At 40.9% G+C, this 23528-nt stretch carries 17 protein-coding genes; 11 read left to right on the top strand and 6 right to left on the bottom strand.

Features of this window, described 5'->3' with window-relative positions; translation table 11 throughout:
• Positions 1 to 72: 72 nt before the first annotated feature.
• The 4 genes from C2869_RS01205 (at position 73) to C2869_RS01190 (ending at position 2920) form a co-directional block, all read left to right on the top strand.
• A complete protein-coding gene (locus C2869_RS01205; RefSeq protein WP_159083973.1) occupies positions 73 to 1014 on the top strand; it encodes a c-type cytochrome domain-containing protein in 942 nt (313 codons plus the stop codon).
• Positions 1015 to 1028: 14 nt separating this feature from the next.
• Positions 1029 to 1691, top strand: coding sequence for a cytochrome b/b6 domain-containing protein (locus C2869_RS01200; RefSeq protein WP_108601219.1), 663 nt, complete (start codon positions 1029 to 1031; stop codon positions 1689 to 1691).
• Between the two features lie 19 nt (positions 1692 to 1710).
• Positions 1711 to 2478: a sialate O-acetylesterase gene (locus C2869_RS01195; RefSeq protein WP_108601218.1), complete on the top strand. Its 768-nt coding sequence runs from the start codon at positions 1711 to 1713 to the stop codon at positions 2476 to 2478.
• Positions 2479 to 2710: 232 nt separating this feature from the next.
• A complete protein-coding gene (locus tag C2869_RS01190) occupies positions 2711 to 2920 on the top strand; it encodes a cold-shock protein (protein ID WP_108601217.1) in 210 nt (69 codons plus the stop codon).
• Between the two features lie 322 nt (positions 2921 to 3242).
• Here C2869_RS01190 and ltrA read toward each other — a convergent pair whose 3' ends face one another.
• A complete protein-coding gene (gene ltrA, locus C2869_RS01185) occupies positions 3243 to 4478 on the bottom strand; it encodes a group II intron reverse transcriptase/maturase (RefSeq protein ID WP_108601131.1) in 1236 nt (411 codons plus the stop codon).
• A 646-nt stretch (positions 4479 to 5124) separates the two neighbouring features.
• Here ltrA and C2869_RS01180 point away from each other — a divergent pair.
• On the top strand, positions 5125 to 6264 hold the full coding sequence (locus C2869_RS01180; protein ID WP_108601216.1) for an IS110 family RNA-guided transposase: 1140 nt from the start codon (positions 5125 to 5127) through the stop codon (positions 6262 to 6264).
• A 532-nt stretch (positions 6265 to 6796) separates the two neighbouring features.
• On the opposite strand, the gene C2869_RS01175 is transcribed toward C2869_RS01180, so the two are convergent.
• The 4 genes from C2869_RS01175 to C2869_RS01160 form a co-directional block, all read right to left on the bottom strand.
• Complete coding sequence (locus tag C2869_RS01175) at positions 6797 to 9043, bottom strand: xanthine dehydrogenase family protein molybdopterin-binding subunit (protein WP_108601215.1); 2247 nt, start codon at positions 9041 to 9043, stop codon at positions 6797 to 6799.
• Positions 9040 to 9513, bottom strand: a complete 474-nt coding sequence (locus C2869_RS01170) for a (2Fe-2S)-binding protein (RefSeq protein ID WP_108601214.1) — start codon at positions 9511 to 9513, stop codon at positions 9040 to 9042. The genes C2869_RS01175 and C2869_RS01170 overlap by 4 nt, the downstream gene beginning before the upstream one ends.
• A 252-nt stretch (positions 9514 to 9765) precedes the next feature.
• Positions 9766 to 12012, bottom strand: a complete 2247-nt coding sequence (locus C2869_RS01165; protein WP_108601213.1) for a xanthine dehydrogenase family protein molybdopterin-binding subunit — start codon at positions 12010 to 12012, stop codon at positions 9766 to 9768.
• A complete protein-coding gene (locus C2869_RS01160; RefSeq protein ID WP_108601212.1) occupies positions 12009 to 12482 on the bottom strand; it encodes a (2Fe-2S)-binding protein in 474 nt (157 codons plus the stop codon). Before C2869_RS01160 ends, C2869_RS01165 begins: the two co-directional genes overlap by 4 nt.
• Before the next feature lie 232 nt (positions 12483 to 12714).
• Here C2869_RS01160 and C2869_RS01155 point away from each other — a divergent pair, with 232 nt between their 5' ends.
• Genes C2869_RS01155 through C2869_RS01140 form a run of 4 tightly spaced genes read left to right on the top strand, consistent with a single transcriptional unit; the run spans position 12715 to position 15963 of the window.
• Positions 12715 to 13410 carry an SDR family oxidoreductase gene (locus tag C2869_RS01155; protein WP_108601211.1) on the top strand — a complete coding sequence of 232 codons (696 nt, stop codon included), beginning with the start codon at positions 12715 to 12717 and terminating at the stop codon, positions 13408 to 13410.
• A 30-nt stretch (positions 13411 to 13440) separates the two neighbouring features.
• Entirely contained in the window at positions 13441 to 14460 is a 1020-nt protein-coding gene (locus tag C2869_RS01150) for an XdhC family protein (RefSeq protein ID WP_108601210.1), read from the top strand.
• Positions 14461 to 14489: 29 nt separating this feature from the next.
• Positions 14490 to 15104 (top strand): nucleotidyltransferase family protein, encoded by a 615-nt coding sequence (locus C2869_RS01145; protein ID WP_108601209.1) that lies wholly within the window; start codon positions 14490 to 14492, stop codon positions 15102 to 15104.
• 7 nt (positions 15105 to 15111) lie between these two features.
• Positions 15112 to 15963, top strand: a complete 852-nt coding sequence (locus C2869_RS01140; RefSeq protein ID WP_108601208.1) for a hypothetical protein — start codon at positions 15112 to 15114, stop codon at positions 15961 to 15963.
• Between the two features lie 24 nt (positions 15964 to 15987).
• On the opposite strand, the gene C2869_RS01135 is transcribed toward C2869_RS01140, so the two are convergent.
• Positions 15988 to 16596: a GntR family transcriptional regulator gene (locus tag C2869_RS01135; protein WP_108601207.1), complete on the bottom strand. Its 609-nt coding sequence runs from the start codon at positions 16594 to 16596 to the stop codon at positions 15988 to 15990.
• Between the two features lie 647 nt (positions 16597 to 17243).
• Here C2869_RS01135 and C2869_RS01130 point away from each other — a divergent pair.
• Together C2869_RS01130 and C2869_RS01125 are read left to right on the top strand one after the other, a co-directional pair.
• The gene (locus C2869_RS01130) at positions 17244 to 20876 is read left to right on the top strand and encodes a TonB-dependent receptor (protein ID WP_108601206.1); all 3633 of its coding nucleotides are present in this window, start codon (positions 17244 to 17246) and stop codon (positions 20874 to 20876) included.
• Between the two features lie 17 nt (positions 20877 to 20893).
• Positions 20894 to 23467 (top strand): carbohydrate binding domain-containing protein, encoded by a 2574-nt coding sequence (locus C2869_RS01125; RefSeq protein ID WP_108601205.1) that lies wholly within the window; start codon positions 20894 to 20896, stop codon positions 23465 to 23467.
• Positions 23468 to 23528 lie beyond the last annotated feature (61 nt).

The following is a 23528-nucleotide window of genomic DNA, read 5'->3' as shown; positions in this document are numbered from 1 at the left end:
GTCCGCTGTTAGAGTTAGAAATACTGAATAGTTACAAATCAACACAAAAATTGTTGCGGTAGAGAGCGTATTTTGAAAAATCCAAACCCCCTTAGTGCTAAACGTTATTTTGTGTGCGTTGGCTTAATGACATTGGCCATTATTGTTAGCCTTATTTGGCAAGATGCCCAACTAAAACAAATTATTCGCGAACGCCTAGGTATATCGGAAAAACTGCAAGCAACAGAACACTCTTTTTATCAACAACGCGTAGCCCTTATTTTTAATAAATATTGTGTTGCCTGCCATGGTGAAAATAAAGCCAAAGGTGATTTACGGGTAGACAGTTTTCGCCATACGGTATTTGGCGGTAAAACCGGCGATATGTTAACAGGGGGCGAGCAAAGTTTGTTATATCAACGCATGGCATTACCCTCGCAAGATAGATTAGCCATGCCACCTTATGGTCGAGAAAGGCAAACGCCAGATGAAATGCGCGTGATGAAAATGTGGCTTGAACAGGGGGCATCCGGCGTATTAACGGCAGCCGATTTTCCCGACGCGCCAAGTCAACCTAAACTAATTAAGTTTGCTGAGGTTGATTTCGCTGCGATCCAACAAGCTAGGCAGAAAAACGCCGCGCACGTTAAAGCTCTTATGCAGCAATATAGCGGGCAATTGCAATATATTGCACGAACGTCGCATTATTTAGAGTTTGAAACACATGGCCAAGCACAGGCGATTAATGATCAAACATTACGAGATTTATCGCCTGTTGTTAAGGATATGAAGCGCTTAAATATTGCTGGCTCATTAGTGAGTGAACAATCGGTCGAGATTATTTTAGCCATGCAAAATTTAAATACACTTAATGTTGCGAATACAGGGTTAAGCGCAAAGGCAATTGAGCAATTTTTGTTATTGCCACACCTACAAAAATTAATTGTGTCTAGTGGTGCAACTTCAACAGATATTCAAAAGAAATTACAAAAAGCCGGTATTAAAGTGACAGTTATTGCGGAGTTAATGTTTTGAGTGGAGCTAGCATCATGAGTTCAATTAAAGTGTGGGATGGTGCCACGCGGTTATTTCATTGGTTATTGGTTGTTTGTATTTTAGGGGCATGGATCACAATAGAAAACCGCTGGATCTTAGCGCACGAGATATTTGGTTTTACCTTGTTGGGCTTAATTGTATTTCGGCTAATTTGGGGTTTTGTTGGTTCTACAACAGCGCGATTTAGTCATTTTATGACACGCCCAACAACGGCGATTCAATACTTAAGCGCCTCGTTGAATAACCAATCTCAACATTATACTGGCCATAATCCGTCTGGTGGGTGGATGGTTATTGGCTTATTAGGCATTTTATTGTTTCAAGTGGTAACTGGCTTGTATGCCAATAACGATTTAGGTTTTAGTGGCGCTTTGGCAGACAATGTGAGTAAAGCCTTTTCTGATCAATTAACGCAGTGGCATGCTATTAATTTTAACTTGATTTTAGCGGCTATTTGGTTGCATTTGGTTGCGGTGTTTTTTTATGTACTAGTGAAAAAGGATAACTTGATTAAAGCCATGTTGACCGGAAGAAAACCAAAAAACAAAACCACGCATAGCATAACCAATAATCCAGAAGCGCTTAAATTTGTAAGCCTTACTTGGGCAATCAGTTTGGGGTTAGTCATAGCGTTAGCCATTTATTTAATATTTTAGCTAAGAAAAATATAAAACAATGAAAAAACTCTTACTTATAGCAACAGTATGGTTGTTGCAATCTTGTAGTTATTTACCCGATAACGCAGACAAGCAGAAAAATATGGATATTTATTTGTTGATTGGCCAATCGAATATGGCGGGCAGGGCGCCTATACCAGCAGAACCGCCTTTAACGGAAGATCAGCACTTAGTTGCAGCCAAAGCTTTTGTGTTAAATGGCGAGGGGCAAATGATACCTGCGCAGCATCCGTTAAACTTATATTCGACTATTCGTAAAAAAGTCAGTATGCAAAAAGCAGGGCCAGGATTAAGTTTTGCTCGAACTATGCTACACAATCAAACGGCTAACAAAATTGGCTTAGTGGTGAATGCGCGTGGCGGAACAAAAATCGAGCAATGGTGTGATGATTGTCAATATTATAAAGATGCAATCGCTCGGGCAAAATTGGCTACACGATATGGCACCTTAAAGGGTATTTTGTGGTTGCAAGGTGAATCTGATGTCAAGCAACCCAAAGGCTACTTAGAAAAACTGAGCGATTTAGTTGGCCGATTACGCCAAGACTTAGCATTACCCCATATACCTTTTGTTGCAGCACAAGTGTATCAAATGCCAGCGATTAACCAGCAAATAGCACAACTGCCTAATTGGGTTGAAAATACAGGCGTTGTCAGCACTCATGATCTTCATGCGCCAGATAAATTACATTTTGATTTTGCCAGTGTAGAGACGATTGGCCGGCGTTTTGCGCACGAGATGCTGACGTTACAGCAAAAAAATTAAAAAAACTCTGACTTATCTAACATAAGCGCTAGTAATTCGTAAAGAACGGGCGTAAGATAAACATCGGCTAGGAAATTTTAGCTTTATTACTCCATTTCGCTGTTTTCTTCGTAGTAACTCCGTCCTGCTGTATTAAACACTAATTTGTTTTTTTAGCTATCAACACCGCTTTAAAAGCTTGTAACTTATTACAGCGGATTAGTAACAATTTTATTTTTTTGGAAACATCACTATGTCAGATCGCGTTAAAGGTACCGTTAAATGGTTTAATGAAACTAAAGGTTTTGGTTTTATTCAACAAGAATCAGGTCCAGACGTTTTCGCTCATTTCAGCGCTATTTCTGGTAACGGTTTCAAAACTCTAGCTGAAGGTCAGCAAGTTGAGTTTACTGTTACTCAAGGCCAAAAAGGCCCGCAAGCAGAAAACATCACTGCTTTATAAGATTTAAAGATAGGCTAGCTTAGCTAGCCTGTCTTACTTTAACTTCAATTTACTTCATTTCTATACTGTTCAATCTTGCTGATTATCTGCAACTTTGCTATCCCTTAACCTCTTAAAAAGTCATCATTTAACCACCATTTTCATAGTTTGTTTGTAATTATTAAGCGTTATGAAAGTGATAAGCCATAGTTCGTTTAATATCTTTGAATAAGGTAATAATCTACCGATTTTCGGTCGAGTAGGCCGAGGGAGCTTCCCCCTCAGCCTCTCACAGATCCGTACGTGAACCTCTCAATTCATACGGCTCCTCTCGTTTCACCATTTACGGCCTGCAACCAAATTGCCAATGAGAAAATAGATACGGTTGTGTATTACACACCCTTTGCATCCATTTTCTTGCTCTTTGGTAACTGAATTTCAGCCGTTTGTATTTCTTCTTCGCCCATTTCAACAATTTAAGGTTTATCCAAGACATAAGTGGCCTTAATGCTGTTTTCCAAAACCGACTGAAGTAATTTATCCACCCGCTTATCATCGGATTAAGCTTATACGCCAACTCTTGTATCGTTAACCCCGTTTGCTTATGTAGCTTGAGCGCTTTAACTTTCTCTCTAATTTTCTGTTTCGCTTTAGGGCTAATAGCAGGTGTAAAGCCAACAAACATGCGACCCCACCGATTCCTTACTAACCTTGGCCTGAAACAGTAACTAAGAAAATCAAAGCTAATGACTTCATGTGCTTCTTGTCTACCTTCATCAAAGCAGTAAACCAGTTTAGTTTTCTCTGGATGACATTCTAGACAACAATCTAACATGCGTTGCTCAATAGCTTGCTTTAACGCCTTTGCTTCTTGCTCACTACGACAGTGAACCACTGCATCATCCGCATAGCGTGCAAATTGAACATGTGGATGTTCTCTTCGCAACCATTTGTCGAATGCGTAGTGTAAAAACAAATTGGCTAGCAATGGGCTTATCACGCCTCCTTGTGGTGTTCCTTTCGTTCGCTCTATTATCTGACCATCCGAGGTTTCCATTGGCGCTTTAAGCCAACGTTCGATATAGAGTAATACCCATGGGTTATTGGTATGTTTGCGTAACGCTTTGCCCAATAACACCCAGTCCAAGTTATCAAAGAAGCCTTTGATATCTAAATCAATCACCCAGTCGTATCGCCAACACCGCTGGCGCGTTATCGCTAATGCATCATGTGCACTGCGATTAGGTCTGTAACCATAAGAATCATTATCGAATACCGATTCTAATTCAGGCTCCAACTCCATCTTGACGACCATCTGTGCAACTCGGTCTGATACCGTGGGTATGCCTAGTACTCGAACGCCCTTATCCTTAGGGATTTCGACACGCTTCACCGTCGGTGGAAAATAGCTGCCCGATGACATTCGATTCCATATCTTGTACAGGTTCTTCTTCAAGTCCTGTTCAAAATCACTCATCGATTGCTCATCAATTCCTGCCGCTCCACCGTTGGCTCTTACACGTAACCAGGCTTCATAAACTGTCCATTTCGAAATACTAAATGGTTTTGCTGAATTCAATCATTCCTCCTGCTGCAGCAGTTGATGAAAGTTTCATTTAAAACGAGGCAATCCCTTCGCTAGATAACCATTACAGCTATCATCATCACTACTACGAATTGCTCCGCCCCAGTGCTTTGCATTCAGACTTGGCTCTCATGGGGTTTCCATTCGAGGATATCTGTTAACATCAAAACGACTGGTTCTTACGTTCCATATAAAACCCCGAGTTAAATTCACGTCAGCTCTTTGCCGGCTCCCGCTTAGTTGGTAATCAGGTTGCCTCTAAGCTCTTCCCAAACTCCACCCAGTAGCTTGGTTTCGGGATGCAACGGTTAAATATTTCGACACCTACGCTGTTCGTCTCTTTAACTCACACCTGACAAATCATTGTGTTTGCCTTTCCCTTATCGCTCACGACAGTGACTCTTAACCAATGCCGCATAAGGTGGTTTCCACCTGCACCTGAATGCCGATGGGATGGGCCAAACCATCATGTTTTATATAGTTGCGTTACCTTCCAGCCTTCCTTGTACTGTTGGTAACTCGTAACACACTGGGTGAGTATTTATGCCAATGCCATTAAGTTAACGATTTTTGGTAGAAACTATGAAGGACAGTATATCGACTAACCTTAAGGTGACAAAACCAAAAAAGGTGAATAAAGATGAATACTGTCCTTCAAGATAAAGATAACGCAAATTCAAATATTTTGTACCTTGCTTTTGAATTAAGTGCAAAAAGTTGGAAGCTAGGGTTTAGTAATAAAGTTAAGCTCAGACAGAAAACGATTGATGCTGGTGATTGGAATAGCCTACTTGCAGAAATTGAACTGGCAAAAGAAAAACTAAAATGCACACCAGACTGTCCGGTTTTTAGCTGTTACGAAGCGGGTCGAGATGGCTTTTGGATACACAGAGCATTGGAAAAAGAAAATATCACCAATTATGTGATTGACTCAGCCGCTATTGAAGTGAATCGGCGTAAACGCCAAGTCAAAAGTGATGGTGTGGACGTAAAAGCCTTAAACAGACTACTCATTCGTTATTGTTCGGGTGATTTGACGGCAATGAGGCCTGTTAGAGTTCCGACTGTTGAGCAAGAAGATAAACGACGATTACAACGCGAACGAGGGCGATTAATCGAAGAGCGAGGGGCGCATTCAACAAGGATAAAATCTTTACTTTTTCTGCATGGCATACGGCTAGCAAACATAAAAGATTTAAAAACATTACTGCCTAAACTTAAAGGCGCCGTCACGGGGTATGACATTCCAGTTGATACGAAGAACGAATTACAACGCGAATACGAGCGCTATGTCATGGTAGATAATCAAGTGAAAGAACTTGAAGCGTTACAAAAAGAGCGAGTTACCCAAGCCCAAGACGGCAGTATGGAAAAACAGATAGAGCAAATGATGCAACTCAAAGCCGTAGGATGGCAAACCAGTTGGTACTTAGTTGCAGAATTTTTTAGCTGGCGAGATTTCAAAAACGCTAAGCAAGTGGGGAGTTGTGCGGGATTAACTCCAACACCTTATGACAGCGGAGACAGCCAACGCGAACAGGGAATAAGTAAAGCAGGCAATAAGCGGGTGCGCAAGGTCATGATAGAGTTTGCTTGGCTGTGGTTACGTTACCAAAAAGGCAGCAAATTAAGTCAATGGTTTAAGGAGCGCTTTGACAAAGGCAGCAAGCGGATGCGAAGAGTGGGAATAGTCGCGCTCGCGAGAAAATTATTAGTGGCTCTGTGGCGTTACCTTGAGCATGGTGTTATTCCCGAGGGTGCACAATTAACGGAAGGTTAATTGCACAGAGGCAGTCACAAATGACAACAAACACATAAGGAATTAACGTTAACGATTGTGAGAAGGTGCTCGTGCCCAACCTTGGTAAGCCAAGCTTGACCGTTTTTGTAGAAGGGGCACCTTCAACCAGATTTCACTGCACATACGAATGCAGTTTGAGGTAGCCAGCTTAGGGCTGGAACGGATAGAAGGTGGTTGCGCTCACACTTGATGTTGAGTAGCACGAATAAATTAATCTGGGCAATTGATTAACTTCAAAAATGGGAAAAAGCTTATGGTTTGAAGAAAGAGCATAAGAGATTTTTATAAATTAAAGGTTGGGTATTGACTTCCTGTCCTTCATAGAAGGTTGGGCTGAAGAATGAAGCCCAACAAAACCGCGGCTTGTGTTGGGCTTCGCAAGCTCAGCACCAACCTACGTTGGCTTAAGTTAACGACATTGGTATTTATGCTTGCAGAGCCTGCAAACCTTTGTTACTAAATAAAAAAGCCGCCAGTTTTATCTGGCGGCTTTTTGTTTTTTGGCCTAAGGCTAAACTTGTAAATATTGGTTTAGCGGTAACTCGCGATAGCGCTGACCGCTAGCCGCAAATATGGCATTGGCTAAACTCGGTGCAACAGGAGGCACACCCGGTTCTCCTACGCCACCAGGGTAGTGTTCACTGCTAATAATTTCGACATTGAGTTTTGGGCATTGCGACATACGCAAAACAGGGTAGTCGTGGAAGTTGGATTGCACCACGGCGCCTTCTTTAACCTCTATTTTACCCATCAGAGCCAAAGATAAGCCAAATATCATGGCCCCTTCAATTTGTGAGGTAACGCGATCTGGGTTAACGGCCACACCACAGTCGATAACACTTTGCATTTCTAATACCGTCAGTTTGCCGTTTTTAACTTGTACCTTACTGGCGACACCAACATAACTGACAAAACTACGATGTATCGCAAGCCCCCACGCTTGACCTTCCGGCAATTTCTCGTCGAAATCAACTAGGGCTTCAAGCTTATCTAACACACCTTTAAAGCGCGCGATATTGACAGGATGACGCTCTAGGCTTTCATCGTAGTTTTTGTAATTTTTAAACCCGTAATCATTTGGTGGGCTAACCAGCCTGTCTTCAGCGTAAAGTTGGCGTAGGTATTGACGAGTCGGTATTCCTTGCGCGTGGGCTAATTCATCAACAAAGCTATGTAATGCAAATGCATGTGGAATATTGCTAACTGAACGCATCCAACCTATACGCACCGGATTAACATAACCGGAAGATTCACTTTGCAAACTCTCTAATTTAAACGGAATGTCGTTAAAGCCAAGTGTTAGTTCAACATCTAACATGTCTTCGGTGTTGTGGGAAAACGTCGTTTTAATACTTGGCATTACAGAGCGCTGTTGCCAAGCGGTAATATTGGCATTGTCGTCTACCCCAGCTTTGATATAAGCGGCTGCGCCAGCATGGAAATAGCCAACCCGCAAATCATCTTCCCGTGTCCATACCACTTTAATGGGTTTACCGGTTTTTTTGGCAAGATAAACGGCCTCGGCAGCAAAGTCGGCTTTTGATTTACGACCAAAACCACCGCCTAACAAGGTGACATGGACTTTTATTTGTTCTGGTTTTAAGCCAACCAAGCCTGCAACTGTACTCATAACGGCTTGCGGGTTTTGCGTTGCGGCCCAAACTTCACAACTGGTATCGGTTACTACAGCACTAGCTGCGGGAGGCTCCATTGGGGCATGGGCTAAAAATGGCACTTTATAATTAGCTTCTAAGGTTTTTGTGGCTTTAGCAAAACCGGCCGCTAAATCGCCTTTTTCGGCACTGCGTGTTGCTGGATTCTGTGCTTTGCTAGCCATATCTGCAAACGCGACCTCGGTGTCGAAATCTTTATTTTCACCTAAATCCCATTCTATTTTTAAGGCTTTACGCCCTTGATTTGCGGCCCAAGTATTAGTTGCGATAACTGCCACGCCACTACCAGCATTAAATACCACAGGTTTGACAGTGTCTGGCATATTGATGACATCAACCACCCCAGGAACGGCTTTAGCGGCGGTGGCATCAAACGATTTCACTTTGCCGTACAACACAGGGCAGCGTTCGATACTGGCTATTAATAAGCCCGGCATTTCAAAGTCGATACCAAACGTGGTGTTACCGGTTGTCATGTCATGTAAATCAACAATCGGCACGGGTTTGGTGATATATTTAAATTGCTCTGGTGTTTTGTAGGTAAGGCTAGCAACATCGGGCACAGGTTGTTTTGCTGCGAGCTCTGCTAAATCGCCATAATTGAGCGTATTGCCATTGGTTAAGTTAGTGACCTTATGGTTTTTTGCTTGAACTTTGGTTTTATCAACTTGCCAATATTCTGCCGCAGCTTGTTCTAACATGGTTCGCGCTGAGGCACCGACTTCGCGCAGTTTAGAATAAAACTGCCGCACGCTAGTAGAACCATCAGTATTTTGGCTACCGTAAGCTTTATCTCCTAACCCTTGAATGACATTGATTTTTTCCCAGTCGACATCGAGTTCATCGGCGATCATTTGAATGGTACCGGTTTTAGCACCTTGGCCCATTTCTGATCTGTGGTTAATAATATCGACTGTGTTATCAGGCCTGATTGACACAAATACATTGAGTTTTTGCGGTTCACTGGATTGGCCAAACAATTGTTTGCCGGAAGTCGCTTTATCGTTACAACCTAATAATAACCCACTGCCTGCGATCCCAGTTAAGGTTAAAAATTCGCGTCTATCTAACTTAAAGGTATTCATGACTTAGCCCCTTTGCTTTTATCCATAACCTTGGCTGCGTCTTTTATGGCTTGTTTAATTCTGGGGTAAGTGCCACAGCGACAAATATTGCCCGACATCGCGCTATTTATATCTTCATCTGAGGGTGTAGTATTATTTTGCAATAAGTTGAGCGCGGACATGATTTGCCCCGATTGGCAATAACCACATTGCGGTACATTATTGTCGCGCCAAGCAATTTGAATAGGGTGATTACCTTTTTCATCGACGCCTTCGATAGTAGTGATTTCGGCATTTTGGGCAACGGCAACAGGTGTTATGCATGAGCGCATCGCTTGGCCATTAATATGCACGGTACACGCGCCACATTGACCCATTCCACAACCAAATTTTGTGCCTTTTTTACCTAATAGATCACGTAGCACCCAAAGCAAGGGCATATCATCGGGGGCATCGACTTGATGCGTTTCGTTGTTTATTTTAAGTTGCATGGTTTACTCTCGTGGCTAAGCTAAACTAATTTTAAATTGTTATGTGTATGTTGTTATCAATTATCTTGATACGATAGCGCGTTGTTAACAAAGAGTAAAATTATACTTGGTAGGAATATATACCCAACACTATACGAATGCCTATGCGACCAGTCACATAATGGGTGGGACAAACCTCGAAATCCGTATAATACGGGTTTCGAAGTTTAGGTTTTATCGGCTTCACAAGAAAAGCAAAGACACAAGTCAGGGTTAAACACTGAAATACTGATTTAACGGCAGTTTTCGATACCGCTTACCCGTAGCCGCAAAAATGGCATTGGTCACACTTGGCGCGACGGGCGGAACTCCTGGTTCACCGACACCACCCGGTGCGTGATCAGATTCTATGATGACAACTTCAATCTTCGGACATTGGTTGATCCTCAGTGGAGGGTAATCGTGGAAATTGGACTGTTTTACCGCACCTTGCTTAAAATCAATTTTAGCTTGTAGCGCTATCGTTAATCCATATGCGATGGCACCTTCCATTTGTGCTTTAACTCTATCAGGGTTAACCGCAATTCCGCAATCGACAACGACTTTACAGTCGAGTACGCGTAATCTGTTATTTTTAATTTCGACTTTGGTCGCAACCCCAACGTAAGAAACAAAACTGCGGTGAATGGCTAAGCCCCAGCCTTGGCCGCTCGCTAAGGGTTGTGCAAAGTCAACTAAATGCTCTAGTTTGTCTAAAACGCCTTTGTAGCGAGACGTTAAAATAGGGTGCTTTTTAAACTTTTCACTGTAGTTACCGTATTTTTTAAAGTTAAAGTCGTTAAACGGGTTTACTTGGCGATCTTGCCCATAGGCTTGACGTAAAAATTGATTCGGTGCAATACCTTGGGCGTGGGCCAGTTCGTCAATAAAGCTATGAATGGCGAAAGCGTGTTGAATATTACAGACTGAGCGCATCCAACCTATACGAGCCGGAACTGGTGCACCAGTGGCTTCGCTTTGCAGGTTTTGAACATCATAGGGTAAATCATTAAAGCCCATAGAAAGTTCAAAGTTTTGTGGGTCAAATGCCTTGGCATTAAATGTACTACCAATAGTGGGTATTACGGTTCGTTGTAACCAAGCGGTGATTTGCTGGTTATTGTCGACTCCAGCCTTGATATATTGCGCAGAGCCAGCATGAAAGTAGCCGGCTTGAATATCGTCTTCTCGTGTCCACACCACTTTTACCGGTTTAGCCGATTGTTGCGATAAATACGCCGCTTCTACTGCAAAGTCCGCTTTGGCTTTGCGGCCAAAGCCACCACCTAATAAGGTTACATTGGCTTTAACTTGATTTTGTTTTATGCCTAATAGGGCGCTGACGTGTTTCATGACCGCTTGTGGGTTTTGCGTCGCCGCCCAAATTTCACAATTGTCTTGTTGCACATAAGCGGTTGCCGCTGGCGGCTCCATGGGAGTATGGGCTTCAAATGGCACTTGATATTGTGCTTCTATGATGGTTTTGGCTTGGCTAAACCCTTGTTTTATATCACCTTTAAATGCTGTGATTTTTGCGTTTTGTTTTGCTCGATCTAACATTTCATTTAATGCTTTGTCAGAATTGTAATTTTTGTTGCTACCTAGGTCCCATTTAATCTTTAGCGCATCGCGACCTTTTTTCGCTGCCCAAGTATTAGTGGCAAGCACGGCAACACCACTAACGGGTTTAAATAAAACGGGATTGGCGGTTTGCGGCATTTGAATAACATCGACAACGCCAGGTATTTGTTTGGTGGCTGTCGCATCAAACGAAACGACTTTGCCATGCAAAACAGGACAGCGAGCGATAACGGCTATTAATAAATCGGGTAATTCAACATCGATACCATAGGTGGTGTTGCCTGATGTCATATCTTGTAAATCGACTATCGGTATAGACTGCTTAATGAGTTTAAATGCTTTAGTTTTTTTGTAGGTTAGCGATTTTGCATCGGGGATGGCCTGTTTAGCGGCTAATTCGGCCAAATCACCAAATGACAATGAGTTGCCGTTAATTTGGTTGGTGACTCTATGGTTTTGGGCTTTTACTTGGCTCAATTCAATTTGCCAGTAGTTAGCTGCTGCTTGTTCGAGCATGGTTCTAGCAGAAGCGCCTACCTGTCTTAACTTAGTGTAAAATTTTCGAACACTGCTGGAGGCGTCTGTATTTTGGCTACCGTAATCGCGATTACCTAAACCTTGAATGACATTAATTTTATCCCAGTCGGCTTCTAGTTCTTCGGCAATCATTTGAATAACGCCTGTTTTGGCGCCTTGGCCCATTTCTGATCTGTGGTTGACAATATCAACCGTATTGTCAGGGCGTATAGCTACAAATAGATTAAGTGACTGTGGGGTAGTATCTAGTGGCACTATCGGAGTTTGAGGGTCGATTGAGGCCGTACAGCCGAGCAATAAACCAGTGCCCGAAATGCCAGTTAAGGTTAAAAAATCACGTCTATTTAGTATAAAAGTATTCATGATTGCGCCTCAGTATTTTTAATTATTTCGGCGGCCTGTTGGATTGCTTTTTTGATCCTTGGGTAGGTGCCACAGCGACAGATATTGCCAGACATGGCATTGTCTATATCTTGCTCGCTTGGTTTGGTTTTATCTTTTAGTAGATTAACTGCACTCATGATTTGCCCAGACTGGCAATAGCCACATTGCGGCACGTTATTTTCTTGCCATGCAATTTGTATTGGGTGCTGACCTTTAGGGTCTAATCCTTCAATTGTAGTAATGTGGGCGCCTTTAGCGACGGCAATAGGAGTAATACATGAGCGTACAGCTTGACCATTTACATGAATAGTACAGGCACCACATAGGCCCATGCCACAGCCAAATTTAGTGCCTTTTTTATTTAGTAGATCGCGTAACACCCAAAGTATAGGCATGTCGTCTGGGGCATCTACCCTGTGGGTTTCGTTATTAACTTTAATTTCTATCATGTTGTGTTACCTGATCCAGTAATGATCGCGAGTCATTGTTGCTTTCGTTTAAAAATTGTAAATCTGGTTAAAAAATTACCACAAAACATGATATGTTTAAATAATAATGATGTTTGGGTGTGGGTTTGAGATTGATCTACAAGTACTCGCGACAAACTTTACAAAAATTTTAGTGAACCTGAGCCTAGAACTGGTTAAGGTTAGGAATAACTGATTTAGCAAACAATAAACAATGACAAAACATATTTTAATAAACGGCGCGTCTTCTGGTATTGGTCGCCAATTAGCGATGAAGTTGAGTGATTTAGGCTATCAACTCAGCTTAACGGGTAGGAGCGAAAACAAACTGGCAACGACATTAACTCAGGTGGATAGTGAAAATGTCGTCACTAGCCAAGCGTTTTGTGTAACCGACGAAACTGCAGTTAAAACGTTTTGTGATTCAGCCAGCGAAGTTTTACCTATTGATATTTTAATTAATTGTGTAGGTCTAAATAATAGTCGTGAGGCAGGGCATTTGGTGCCTATAGAAACGCTTAATTGGCAAATGCAAGTTAACTGTTACGCGCCTATTCGTTTTATGCAGGCATGTATTCCGGCTATGCAAAATGCCAAACAAGGGACAGTGATTAATGTGCTGTCGACGACCTGTTTGTACTCCAATACTAATATTGCAGCCTATACCGCATCTAAAGCCGCGATAGATGCCTACACAAAGGTGATGCGCAAAGAATTACGCGAAGATGGTATCAAAATGCTGTCGATTTACCCAGGTGGAGTCGATACTGATTTTCGTGATGTGGATCGGCCACAGTACTTAACCGCTGAAGACGTAGCCGATGCCATTATATATATGCTGCAAACCAATGATAAAACTCATGTACATGAGTTAGTGCTACGACCGCAAACGGAAACTAACTTTGCTTAAACCTTCTAGCCAATTTTCGGAGAAGCCGCAATGACAAATCAAATTAGTGCTTTGCTAGCTAACTGGTTAAAGCAAAAAGACGACCATGATTGGGTACTGGGCACTATTGTTGAAACGCAAGGTTCTTCTTATCGTAAAGCGGGTGCTATGTTGTTCATTAACAATTTAGGCCAATACTTTGGATTACTAAGCGGAGGTTGCCTTGAGGCCGATATTATGCGCCAAGCGCAACAAGTCATGGATAGTGGACTGCCAAAAGTCATCCAATACGATATGCGCGAGGAAGATGATATTAGTTGGAAGCTGGGTATTGGTTGTGGTGGTATGGTGCGTATTTTGTTGCAACCTTTAAATCAAGATAATCAATACCATCACTTGCCGAATGTTTTAAAATTGCTAACCGAGCGGCAAACGCTAACTTATACAATTAACTTAAACAAGCCGGAAACAGCAAATACTATTCTCAAACAAGCTAATCAAAGTGAAAGTGAACCGTCAGGTTTTCTGTCAATTCCCTTAAAAGCTGAACCGCATTTAGCCGTATTTGGCGCAGGGATTGACGCCAGACCATTAGTCGCCATGGCGGGTAATTTAGGCTGGCAAATTACCTTAGTTGATCACCGAACCAACAATGCCAGAGGGCAGTATTTCCCTGCTGCGACAACCATTATTCGCCAACATCCTGACGATCTTAAAGATCATGAATTTTTGTCAAATATCGATGCTGCAGTCGTGATGGGGCACAACATTCAGTTTGATGCTGCAGCATTAAGTTTATTGCAAAAGTCGAGTGCGGGTTATATTGGTATGCTAGGACCCAAGCACCGCAAGCAAAAAGTGTTAAATGCAGCAAAATTATCGACATTATCCAAACCACTTAGTGGGCCTATTGGGTTAAACTTAGGTGGTGAGCTACCGGAATCGATTGCACTATCGATTTTAGCTGAGATACATGCTGTACTTGAACAACGTGATGCTAGATCATTGTCTGGTGTCGTTAAAGCTGCAGATTCAACGCCGTCGATACGTCATAAATCTCAGGTAGCATAAATTGAATTAGGCAAAGTGAGACAAAACTCATGAAGATAGAGCTACTTTTAATGGCTGCAGGTGAAGGCAAGCGGTTTGGTGGCCGTAAGCAACTGGCCAATATTAGTGGTAGTCCGTTAATACTAAAAAAAATTGATCAAATGACTAAATTAGTCAGTCAAGCGAAACAACATGACATTGATTTGCGTATTAATGTGATATTAGGTGCCTATGCGAATGAAATATTTCCTAAGCTGCCTTTTGCTAACGCTAATTTAAATTATTTTGTTAATCCTAACTGGCGAGAAGGTTTAGGCAATAGTATCTCTTTTGGTTGCTTATCAGTACTGAGTAAAAAAACCAATTTAAAAGGGGTAGATGGCATTATGGTGTGTTTACTTGACCAAGCCAATCTTACACTGAATGATTACTTGGCACTGCTAGCGATTTTTCAGCGTAACCCGAAAGTTAATACCTGTGCTGAATACTTAAATCAAAAGGGTGTGCCGGCCATATTTACCCCAAATTGCTTTAGTCAATTAAAATCATTAACTGGTGATAAAGGTGCTCAAGGTCTGCTGACCGCTATGCCGACTGAAACCGTATTAATAGAAAATGCTAAATTTGATTTAGATACCCAACAAGATCTCGCCAGCTTACGTTAATTGGTAAATGCATTTTTCTAAACTGACAATAATCATAACGTTAGCTTGGTTAGCCGGTATAACCACAGAATTTGTACGCCAATCGTTTTTTTCGCAGAAAAATTTTAACCCTAATGTTCAACATTCGATAAGTCGTTTGAGCTCCTTAACTGAACCTTTACCAAAAGCGAATAATTCTAATCATTCCCTAAATCAGAATTTTGTAGCTACCGCACCTGCAACCTCTTCTGAAACTCAGCAAACCCCATCAATAACTGAAACGGCCCATCAGTTACGTTTACAAAATGCACAATTACAGCAACAGGTAAAACAATTACAGCAAGAAAAGGCTCAACTGCAACAAGAAAAAAGTGAATTACTAAGCGAAAAAAGGCGGCTGCAACAGCAAAATCAGCTAGGACAAAACCCCAAGTTGCAATTAAACGCGCAGGCAAGCCAACAATTAGGTGAGCAATTTACGCCAGAGGTTGTTGAACGAGTCATTAAAAAGCATATTCCACAAAATATTCAAAGCATGATCCAGCGCCAGTCTCCAAGCCTAAAACAATTTATTACTGGCTTTCATCAACGCCAAAAAGATTATGAGTGGGGTTATAATATGCAAATGCAAATTACCGATTTTATAACAACTCATGATTTAGGCGTAGGAATTGAAATTAGTCGAGTTCAATGTAAACAGCCGCATTGTGAAATCATTATTAACGAGCTGTTTGAATCCAGCTGGCGACCGATAGTTGATGAAATGCGTGATCAAGTGTGGTGGCAGTTTACGCGTACCCGCACCCTTGCCAACCGCAATATTAGCGCAGGAAATCGATTGGTATATACTTTTTTAATGGCAGAAAATACCAGCGAATAACAGTTATTTTAAGAAAAATTAAGACTAAGGTTTTAAAATTTTCTTTAGTGCGATAACTGCACTATGGCTGTCTTTACGTTTTAATCCATCTAATAAATCAAGATAATTTTGTAAACAAAAACTATCAAGGCATTGCAATCCCATATTGGCATGGATCCGCATAATTATCGGATACCAGACATTAAATATGTCGCTGCAACCACCTAGTTCAACACAGTGTTTATGAAAATCTATGGTTGTATTAACGCAATCTACTTTGTTCCCACAAGACATGTACATATCCATGCGGGATATGATGGATTCTAAATCCAATAAATCTTTAAAAGTTGCTGTGTTAATGAGTTGTTTTAATGAAAACTCTTCAAGTTTAAGGCGAATTCCACACAGTATTTTTTCTGTTTTATTATCCAACGGATCAGAAATAAAAGTACCCGAGCTACCTTTGGTATAAGTTAACCCCTCCTTTCCTAATAACAAGAGTACATCACGAATGGGCCCTCGAGATACCCCGAAGCGTTTTGCGAGTTCAATTTCATTGAGTTTATCACCAACACCAAGTTGCCCAGAAATAATCTCCGTTCGCAATATATCTGAAATTTGATTTTGGATAGTACTGACTTTATGTAAGTTCAAGGTAGCCCTCCATTATAGTTTTTAAAAGCCACAAGCAAAAATGAATTAGGTACCACCTAATCAAATTGGCTGAAAATAACTCATAAAAAAGCATTTACGTATCGATTTTATTATTATTTCGCTAGGTTGAATTTTTATTTTTTTTGTAAAATATTTAATTTTTTATACTTATTGGTCTTAGTTCTTATATCTAACTTTTATAAGTTTGTTAAGTTTCTAACAAGTCAAAACATTATAATTTAATTGTTTATATTTAACCAAAAAAAATTACACATAAAAATACATATCCTCTACTTTAGTATAAATCACATGCTTTTTGATTTATATCTTGTTGTTTTTATTGGTGTTTATCTTGCCTGGGTGTTTTGGTTTTTTATTGATTTTTAATTAAATTGGTTTGTATTTTAAATATTTTATTTAAATGTGGGTTGTGCATTGTTTACAATTAATACTAAACTACGCACTATGTATGTTGTTTTGTTTAATTTATGTTAAGTGATTTGACTTGCTGTACATAAATTAAGGCGAAGGCAATTTACATCAACAGGGATCCTGATTAGGGACAGTCAAACTAAATAAGAACAATGACCAACGCACAGAAGTCGTTATATTTCCTATATGCGGCTTCTTTGAGGAGACACAAACAAATGTCCAATACGAGAGAACGCTTTAAGCTCAGCGCTTTATCGCTGGCTATACTGGCTAGTAGTGCAAGTATGGTTGCATATGCGGCTGAAGAGGAAGATAAAGAAAAGAAAAAAGACAAAGAAGACACCGAAGTCATTGAAGTGACAGGCTTTAGAGGTAGTGTTTTAAAGTCTATTAACCAAAAGAAATTCAGTAATAATATATCTGATAGTATTTTCGCTGAAGATATAGGTAAATCAACAGACCAAAATATTGCTGATGCATTATCACGTGTAACGGGGGTATCTGTACAAGAGCGAGATGGCGAGGGTACAGTAATCACAGTACGCGGTGCTAACCCTAACCAAAACGTCATTACGTTAAATGGGGTTACGCTGACCAGTGCAGATGATAACCAATCGGTTGATTTAAGTGCCTTTTCATCAGACATTTTGTCGCAAATTTCCGTTATTAAGGCACCGAGTGCAGATCATATTGAAGGGGCTTTGGGCGCTACGGTTCAACTGAATACTTTTAAACCACTTAATCGTAAAGAAACCTTAGCTGCTGAGGTTCAATATCGTAATAGTGACTTTGCCGATAAAGACGATTATAAAATTTCGGCGTCTATCTCTAAAAAGTTTTTTGACGATACCTTTGGTGTTTTCGCGACAATCGCTAATGAAACTAGCTCTAGCCGCCGTGACCAAATCCGTATTGACGATTACAAAGTGGTTAACGCCAAAGTGGCGGGCACTACTGAGAACGGCGTTGTGTCCGATACATTGGTATTAGCGCCGAATACGCTAAATTATGATTTGTATACCAATGAAAGTGATCGGGTAAGTGGTACGTTAACTTTTCAGCTTGCACCGACAGAATCGACCAATATCTTATTAAACTTTACTGGTAGTGAGCAAAATCTAACTAACCAGTCTTACGGGGTGCAAACTCGCGGTAAGTATGAAGCAAACAATGCTAACTTTTTTGCTGGTGATAAACACGGTTTAAAAGTCGCGGGTAAAGAATTTTATCCAAGCTATTCTGATCCGCAAGAAGATTGGTGGATTGTTGATACAGGCACGCGTACATTGGTTAAATCATTAAACCGCTTTGGCGATGGTGGTTATAACACTAATGCGGGTGGCTCTAAAGTTAAAAACTCGATTGTTAACTTACATTTAGAGCAATATATCGGCGATGAAATTAAAGTCGATGCGGGTATTGATTACTCTAAAACTACTCAAGATCCGACTACTCGTGCTTACTATTTCAACATGCTTAGTGGCGTATCTCAAGATGCTTTAATTGCTGCTGATCCATTTGGTACACCTGTTACTGGTATTCAACCTGTAGGTTTTGATTGCTCGTCAGGAACTTGTTTAATGGAGGTTGGCACTTCTGTTGTTTCGCATGAAGATAGATTAAACCTGTGGGACAATATTCGTACAACTGGATTTAATCCAAATGATACTGCAGCAAACCGTTATAACTTTTTAAGTGTAACCGAACGTGAAGTCGATGATGAAATTAAAGGCGCATTTATTGATATTGATTGGGACCTAGATGTACTTGGTTTTACTAAGCTTGAATTAGGTGCACGTGTCACTAAACGCGAAAAATATGTCGATCACCAAAGCGGGCAATTAAAAAATTCAAGTGATGGTGAGTTTGTTAATATTTACGACTCGCACGGCAATATTATCGGCTCGCGCATTATTACTACGGGTGAATCGTTATCTGCGGTGCCTTCAGAAAACTATATCATTGATCAACCTTTCCCATACAATGACTTCTTAGTTAGCTCTGGCGTGCCTATGTCGCCGACCACGGCTGGTTTTCCTCAAGTTGACATTGAAAAATTCATAGATATTGTTTCAAGTAAAGATCCTGTATTTCAGCGTAATAAAGGCGATACGCGTGGCGCAGTGCTCGACAACAAAGCCGCGTACGTTAAATTAAACTTTAATCCAATAGAGAACTTAACCGGTGATATTGGTTTACGTTATGTTAAAACTGAAGTCGAATCATCAGGTTACTCTAGTGTTCGCTGGCCACAAGATGATTATAACCGAGCGTTTGATCCTTTCTTATTTAGGCATTTAAGAACACCTGAACTTTTAGATGGCATGACAGAAAAAGAAACCTGTGCCAATACTAACGCAGTTCATACTGATCCTAATTCCAAGCCTTGGTTTAATCGCATTGACGGCTACGGTTGGGATTTTAACGGAACACCAGATGATCCAACTGATGATACGCGTATTCCGAGTGAAAATACTTACCCCTGTTATGATCCGCTAACCATCAAAGACAATGCCGGTAACCATGGTTCATGGGCGCGCCATACCGACTGGAGTCACCTACGAGATTACTACAGTTACGCAGAATCCATTACAGATGAGCAAGGTATTGAGCGTCCAGCGGGTGGTAAAGAAGATAGATCAATTTCAACATTCGCAACTGTTGGCAGCCATAGTTATTCTAATTTATTGCCTAGCTTAAACATGAATATGGCGTTTACCGATGAGTTTATTGGTCGCTTTGCGGCATCTAAAACCATGTCTCATCCTAAAATTGATTCTATTAAACCAGGCTTTGAAATGCATCATGGTTATTGGGGGGTACCGGAAAATGGTAATACGCGTGGCGCTAGAATTGATTTAAGTAACCCTAAATTAAACCCTCAAGAATCTAAAAACTTAGATGTGTCGCTTGAATGGTACTTCAATAAAGAAAGCATGATGTCACTTGGTTTATTCCATAAAGAGTTAACTGATTTTGAAGAGCGAGTGGAAACAATTCAACATGCGTCTGATTTACGCTTTTTAGATTTATCAAATGGATACGATGCAGCCGATTTAGTTAAATCAAAAGAAGATATTAAAGCTGAGTGGGAAGCCGACCCATCAATGCTATGGGGTAACCGCACCAATGCCTGTGCACCAAATATTGGCAGTATTTATGCGGTAAACCAACCTTGGTGGTATGCCGCGGATGATGCTGATCAAACAGAAGATCCAGGCGGACGAAATGCCATGGCCGAATCCTATTGCTCATTATTCAAAGTGAGTAAATTACGCAATGGTAAAGGGGCTACCATTTCAGGTTTAGAGTTCGGTTATCGCCAAGCTTACACCTTCTTACCGGGTATATGGTCTGGTTTAGGTGTTGATTTTAATTACACCTATTCAAATAGTAAAACAGATAAAGAAATCGATACCGATACTGGCGCTGAATTACCTCAATTCCCAGTAGAGTGGGTTCCACAACATGCTTATAACTTTACTGGCTACTGGCAAAAGTTTGGTCACTCTATTCGCTTAGCCTATCGTGGTAAGTCGGATGAGCTGGTTAGTCGTAGTGATACCTTGGGGGCATCGTGGCGCGAAGGTAGCGGTCGTTTAGACTTATCAGCCAATTACAAAATTAATGAAACATTTAGCTTGTCTTTCCAAGCCTTAAACTTAACTGATACTGAAACCCGTAATTACTATACCAGCGTGCATAACGTTTTGGATTACGATGAAGAGGGGAATGATATTAAATTCTCAGAAGGTAATGCGTTAAAAGAGAATGTCACTAAAGATAGAACCTTAGTGTCATACCGCAATGGCCGCACTTATCGTTTAAGTTTACGAGCTAATTTCTAAGGCGAGGATAATAAAATATGAAACAGTTTATACAAACCATTTTAGCTTCCGCATGCGCCATAAGTTTAGTCGCTTGCGGCGGTAGTGACGGCTCTGCTACACACGAGTCAAAACCAGGCAGTTTAACCTTAAATTACGAAGAACTGCCTGATGAAGCTGGCTACGGTAAAGTCGTTCAAGAAACTTTAATCGATAGTGGTATTACCATTGATCGCTGGGAGTTTAACTTTAACGAATCACAACGTGCTTTTGTAAATGCAAGTGGTGGGGCAGATTATTACGAGATTGATTTATTTAAAGGCATTGAACGTAGTGAATTTGGCCAACCATTACAAGTTAAAGATATTGAATATTTTTGGCGCGGACCAGATTGTTCAGACACACTCGTTGCTGCTGTAAACTACCCTGAATATTGTACTGATATTTTAGCCCATTTTGGCATGGAACCGGGTGACGATTATGATAATGTAAATCGTTGGGAAGTTATCAATGATATTCGTGAATATCAAAACTTACCACGTGTTTATAAACCCATTTACGGCTTTAAGTTTACTCAAAGTACATTACGTGTTTCGCCATATGAATTTTCACCATTACTTAGAACCAATGAAACCGCTATCTTGAATTTTAGATACGCGGTTTCAGATGGCACAAACGAAATTACCCGTTATTTAAAAGTAACGGTAAATGGTGAAGACAGCGCGCCAACTTGGGTTGTTTATGAAAACAACCAGCCAACTGATACACCATACCCAATGCCGAGCCAAGCGGGCTCAGAAAAAGGTAACAATCAGTTATTTGATTTCATGATGGGTTACTACGACAAGGACATTGAATTAGAGCGTGATATGATGCTTGCCGAAGGTTCGCTTAAAGATAAGTATTATCGTGATAACACCTATCGAGAAGAGAAAATTCAAATTAAATCACACGCAACAGCGACAATTGTTAATGTTAATGCTGAATTAACAGACGCTGAGTTGGCTGCGTTAAATGAAGATATTAAGAAAACTGATTTTATAGCGTCAATAGGTGATAACCACCCTTATTTTGATCAATTAAATTCTTATATTGTTCGACTTAATCCCAAGGCATTAGCTGATTACTTAGAGTTTGGTGAATCGATTGACTTCGATATTACAACTGTATTTTCAGACAGTCACAACGATGTTGCACGCACAATGCGTTATACCGTACATGGTGCAGGTGCTGACAATAACCCACCGTTGTTACTCGATACTACGTTAGCTAAAACAGTTAAAACAAACAATGGCACGTTAACCGGTATTAGTTTATTTGAACGCGTTTTAGAACATGAAGGTGATCAACTTTCTGTTGTTGATATGGTGGCCTCGGAAGAACACTTTGGCTTAACCGTAAATGAAGCAGAAGGACTAATTGTGGTTGATCCTGCCTTTTTCACCTACTTAAAACCAGGTGAAACAGAAAAAGTTACCTTTACCTATAAATTGTCTGATGGTGAGTTTACAACAGCCGAGCGCACGCAAGAGATTACCATTACCGGTGAAAGCCATAACCTAATCACCAATGGTGACTTTGAAACCGGCGCTCTTGAACCTGGATTTGCCTATCAATGGGCACCTAGCGGCGCTGATAGTGTTGATGTTAATACTGATAAAACTCTGCAAGGCTCCGCATACTCTTTAGCAGCTAAAGAGGATAGTGTGTACTTTGCAGCTACACCGTCGGCGATAGCGCAAAATGTTATCAATGAAAAAGACATGTTTTACTTTAGCTACTATGTCAATTCGCCTAAAGTTTGGCCTTCAACTAACTGTTTCTTTAACAAAGACGGTGTATGGACGCCAAGCGATAGATTATTCTCGACCAATACTCAGCATGCAGGTGCGGCTGCAGGGTCTTGGAACGAGCGCGCCATAACCTTAAGAGTCGGTGATACTGAAAACCGTATAAAAGCTGTAACGGATCAAGAAATTGACTTTTTTGCATCAGACCGTGAGTTTGGTTTCACCTGTATCGGTAATAAAGATGAATATTTTGACGAGTTCGCCATTGTTAAAATTGACACAAACAACCGTAGCATTATCAAAAATGGTGGCTTTAATTCAGGTGATGCGCCTGGTTGGAATGCCGGTGCAGCCACAATGGAAGTGAATGTTGATGCGAGCCGAGCGACAAACCCTGATATTCCGAATCGTTACGGTATAGAAATTAAAAACACCACAGATTGGACCAATTTGGTTTATAACGATTTTCCTGAAGGTGCTATCAAAAAAGGCATGCGTTATATTGTCGAGTTTGATTACCAAAACCCAGGCTATGATGCAGATACTAATAGCTCTAAGGAAATCAGCGTTACACTGAAAAGTGGTGATGTAAAAGTGAATAAAGTAGTGTTTGATGGCCCGACAAGCCCAACACTTTGGCAAAAACGCCGTATTCACTTAAATACCATTTCACAAGGCTTTAACTACAACGGCGCAATGGCGACAGATCCAAACTACGACTGGGCGTCAGCCAATGACATTGAACTTATGTTCCTTATCAAACCGAATAGCCATATTCGTATAGACAACGTAAGAATGTACCCAGTACCGCAACCGTACTAATTCATTTTTTATATTGTTTAGCCAAAAACACAGCTGGGCGACTAGCTGTGTTTTTTTATCA

The sequence above is a fragment of the Saccharobesus litoralis genome, assembly GCF_003063625.1.
GTDB classification, from domain to species: domain Bacteria; phylum Pseudomonadota; class Gammaproteobacteria; order Enterobacterales; family Alteromonadaceae; genus Saccharobesus; species Saccharobesus litoralis.
The sequence above is the reverse complement of the archived record's forward strand: the minus strand, read 5'-3'. Positions and strand labels throughout refer to the sequence as shown.

Bases quoted from the DNA above. Each gene is read 5' to 3' on its own strand.
- C2869_RS01200 (WP_108601219.1), top strand. From the start codon at position 1,029: ATGAGTTCAATTAAAGTGTGGGATGGTGCCACGCGGTTATTTCATTGG.
- C2869_RS01195 (WP_108601218.1), top strand. From the start codon at position 1,711: ATGAAAAAACTCTTACTTATAGCAACAGTATGGTTGTTGCAATCTTGT.
- C2869_RS01190 (WP_108601217.1), top strand. From the start codon at position 2,711: ATGTCAGATCGCGTTAAAGGTACCGTTAAATGGTTTAATGAAACTAAA.
- C2869_RS01180 (WP_108601216.1), top strand. From the start codon at position 5,125: ATGAATACTGTCCTTCAAGATAAAGATAACGCAAATTCAAATATTTTG.
- C2869_RS01175 (WP_108601215.1), bottom strand. From the start codon at position 9,043: ATGAATACCTTTAAGTTAGATAGACGCGAATTTTTAACCTTAACTGGG.
- C2869_RS01170 (WP_108601214.1), bottom strand. From the start codon at position 9,513: ATGCAACTTAAAATAAACAACGAAACGCATCAAGTCGATGCCCCCGAT.
- C2869_RS01165 (WP_108601213.1), bottom strand. From the start codon at position 12,012: ATGAATACTTTTATACTAAATAGACGTGATTTTTTAACCTTAACTGGC.
- C2869_RS01160 (WP_108601212.1), bottom strand. From the start codon at position 12,482: ATGATAGAAATTAAAGTTAATAACGAAACCCACAGGGTAGATGCCCCA.
- C2869_RS01155 (WP_108601211.1), top strand. From the start codon at position 12,715: ATGACAAAACATATTTTAATAAACGGCGCGTCTTCTGGTATTGGTCGC.
- C2869_RS01150 (WP_108601210.1), top strand. From the start codon at position 13,441: ATGACAAATCAAATTAGTGCTTTGCTAGCTAACTGGTTAAAGCAAAAA.
- C2869_RS01145 (WP_108601209.1), top strand. From the start codon at position 14,490: ATGAAGATAGAGCTACTTTTAATGGCTGCAGGTGAAGGCAAGCGGTTT.
- C2869_RS01140 (WP_108601208.1), top strand. From the start codon at position 15,112: ATGCATTTTTCTAAACTGACAATAATCATAACGTTAGCTTGGTTAGCC.
- C2869_RS01130 (WP_108601206.1), top strand. From the start codon at position 17,244: ATGTCCAATACGAGAGAACGCTTTAAGCTCAGCGCTTTATCGCTGGCT.
- C2869_RS01125 (WP_108601205.1), top strand. From the start codon at position 20,894: ATGAAACAGTTTATACAAACCATTTTAGCTTCCGCATGCGCCATAAGT.